Raw genomic sequence first — 2889 nt, 5'->3', positions numbered from 1 at the left:
GATCATCTGCAGCAGTGTTGCGAAGCCCGCCCGGGCACTCCGGTAGTTCGCGACGGACCGATCGAAGATGCTGGCGTCGTACACGGCCTGGGCCGTGTCGACCCGGATCTCCCAGAGCAACTGCGTGTAGTACGCCTGCTGGCAGACATCGGCCGTGCCGGCCTGTTCGAGACGAGCGAGCGCCTCGTCGAGGTTCTTCACCGGGGTGGCGAGGCCGAACCCGGTCGGGATGGCCACGTCGGCCGAGCGGATCGCGGCGAGGGCGTCCTCGACCGCCGGGCGGGCGAGTGCCCCGTCGAGGCCCGGGCCAGCGACGTTGGTGCATTGCGCGTTGGGCGCCGGCGCGGGGGCCGGGCACCGCAGGGCTGCGGCGCGAAGCGTGGCGTTGGACACCGCGCCATCCCCACCGAGCGCCGTCACGACCGTGGGCGACAGCCGCTTGAGCTCGGTGCACACGGACGCCGGCACCGCCGTCGGCTGCACGAGCAGCACGGGCGAGCCTTCGGCACCGGCGCGGGCGGCACCGGAGAGGGCGTCCGGGAAGTTCTGGCCGGAGGCGATGAAGGCAAGGCGCGGCGCGTTGAACACCGCGGCGGACAGGGCTGCGGCGGTGGCGTAGCGGTCGGTTCCCTCGATGCGCGTGGTCTGTCCGTAGGCGCCGGCAGCGGTCTGGACAGCGTTGCTCACCGCCGCGGTGCCGCCGAGGACCACGATCTTCGCCGGGTGCAGGCGGCTCAGTTCCTCCCTGGCTGCTTCGCTCAGGGTGCCCGGATCGGTCAACAGCACGGGGCCGCCCTGGTGGCCCGCGGCGGCCGCGCCCGCGAGAGCGTCGGGGAAGCTGCGCCCCGAGGCGAGGTAGACGACGGGGACGTTGCCCTCGAAGACGGAGCGGGAGATCAGCTGCGCGGTCTCGTACCGGGTCGCGCCGGCGATCCGCTCCACGAAGCCGGAGACGGTGCGCGCCTGGGCTTCGACCTGCGAGCCGAGCGCGGCCTCACCGCCCAGCAGGATGATGCGGCTCGGCTGCAGGCGGCGGATCTCGTCGAGCACCGGCGCCGGGATCTCACCGCGACGAGCGAGCATGACGGGTGCGGTCTTGACGGCCGCGGCGGCGCCGGCAGCCAGCGCGTCCGGGTAGTTCTCGCCCGAGGCGATGTAGACGGTCGGCGCGGAGGGCTGTGCGAACCACTGGCGCGTGATGGACACCGAGGTGCCGTAGCGGTCCGTCCCCCCGAGGCGGTCCTGGTACGAGAAGCCGGTCGGAGTGGCGGCGTGCGCCGACGGCGTCATGGCCACCATCATCAGTCCGGCGAGCGCGGTCCCGACCGCGCGGCGAACCCAGCGGCTCATCATTGTGCGTCCTTTCGCTTGAGGTCGTTGAAGAGGGGGTCCCCGCCGCTCACCCTAGCGGCCCGGCGCCTGACCCTCACCTGAGGACACGAGAACGCGCGGGCACGGCAAGAGGCCCCCGCCCGGATGGGCGGGGGCCTCTTGGCTTGTCTTACAGGCTACGCCTGTTGCTCAGAACTCTGAGTTGGTTCGACTCAGTAGTTGAACAGAGCGGCGATCTGCTGCGTGACGGCCGGGGTCAGGGTCCCGGTGCCACCGAAGGTGACGACCACGTCGCCGTTGTCCACGTTGGCCGCGAGGTAGTCAGCCGTGACCTTGGTGAGGTAGGTCGGGTGGCTGAGCAGCAGCGGGCCGTCGGCGTTGGCGATGTAGGCGGAGGCCACCACAGCGTCGGGGTAGTTCTGGCCGGACACAACCGCGAAGTTGGTCGGGTCGTCGAACGTGCCCTCAGCCACCAGAACGGCGGTCTCGTAGCGGTCGCGGCCGTTGTACTCGGCGGCGACGCGAACATCGGCAGCGCGGAGCGCGCGAACCGCGGGGCCACCAACAGCGAAGTTCTCGTTGGTGTTGACGTCCTGGAGCCACCACGGACCGGAGTCATCGTTCACCCAGTCGTTGAGGTCGGTCAGGAACTGGTCCGTGAACCCACGGCTGTCCATCCGCTCGCCCGCGGTCAACAGCACGACACCATCGTTGTCGGCGGCAGCAGCGCCAGCGGCGAGGGCATCCGGGAAGTTGGTGCCGGTGGTGACGTACGGGTTGATGTTGAAGATGTTAGCGCCGGACTGGATGCCGTAGGCCTGGACGGTCACCCAAGCGATGTTGACGGCGGTCTCGTAGCGGTCGATGCCCTGGTAACGGAGCGTGTAGTCGACACCCGGGATGGCGTCAATCGCGTTCTCGACAGCGTGCGAGAGGGCGTTGGTGCCACCGAGCAGGTGCACCGTCACGCGGACGTTGTTGCCGCGCAGGCCGGCGAGGCGCTGGATCTCGGCGGCGTTGCGCGCGTCGAGGGCGGCCGTCGGGTTGATCAGGACCGGGGCATCGAGCACGTCAGCCAGCGGGGTCGCCGCAAGAGCGTCCGCGTAGTCGTCCGAACGGGCGATGATGATGTCCATGTTCTGCTGGCCGGCCGGAGCCTCGATGACGGTGCAGGTGACCTGAACGTCGGGGGGCGCGCCGATGACGGGGACCTGGATCTGGTCGCCCACCTCCCACTGACGCTTGGGCGTGTTGATCACGGGCTGGCCGTCGAGCCAGGTCTGGTTGACGCCGTCGCAGTCCCAGATGAGCTGAGTGGCGCCCGAGCCCCAGTCGTCGCGCGACTGAGCGGCCTCAATGGCGGTTCCGATGCGGTCACGGTCGGCGATGCGGTACACGGAAGCGCCCGCAACAGGCTCGATGGTGATCGGCAGGTCAGGGTCGATCACGGCAGCGCTGGCGAACGGCGCCAGCGTCAGCGTGAGGGCGGCGGCGCCCGCAAGGGCCACCCCGCGACGCAAAATCTTGCTCATGCGAGCAAACCTCCTATTTGAAATG

At 69.9% G+C, this 2889-nt stretch carries 2 protein-coding genes; both read right to left on the bottom strand.

Features of this window, described 5'->3' with window-relative positions; all coding sequences use genetic code 11:
- The coding region (locus Q1K57_RS13945) for a cell wall-binding repeat-containing protein (protein WP_300083646.1) at nt 1–1350 on the bottom strand (1350 nt) is incomplete at its 3' end.
- Between the two features lie 194 nt (nt 1351–1544).
- Nucleotides 1545–2864 (bottom strand): cell wall-binding repeat-containing protein, encoded by a 1320-nt coding sequence (locus tag Q1K57_RS13940; RefSeq protein ID WP_300083645.1) that lies wholly within the window; start codon nt 2862–2864, stop codon nt 1545–1547.
- Nucleotides 2865–2889: the final 25 nt, after the last annotated feature.

This window comes from Propioniciclava sp. (assembly GCF_029977985.1).
Lineage (GTDB): Bacteria > Actinomycetota > Actinomycetes > Propionibacteriales > Propionibacteriaceae > Propioniciclava.
This window is presented reverse-complemented; position numbering and strand designations above follow the sequence as displayed.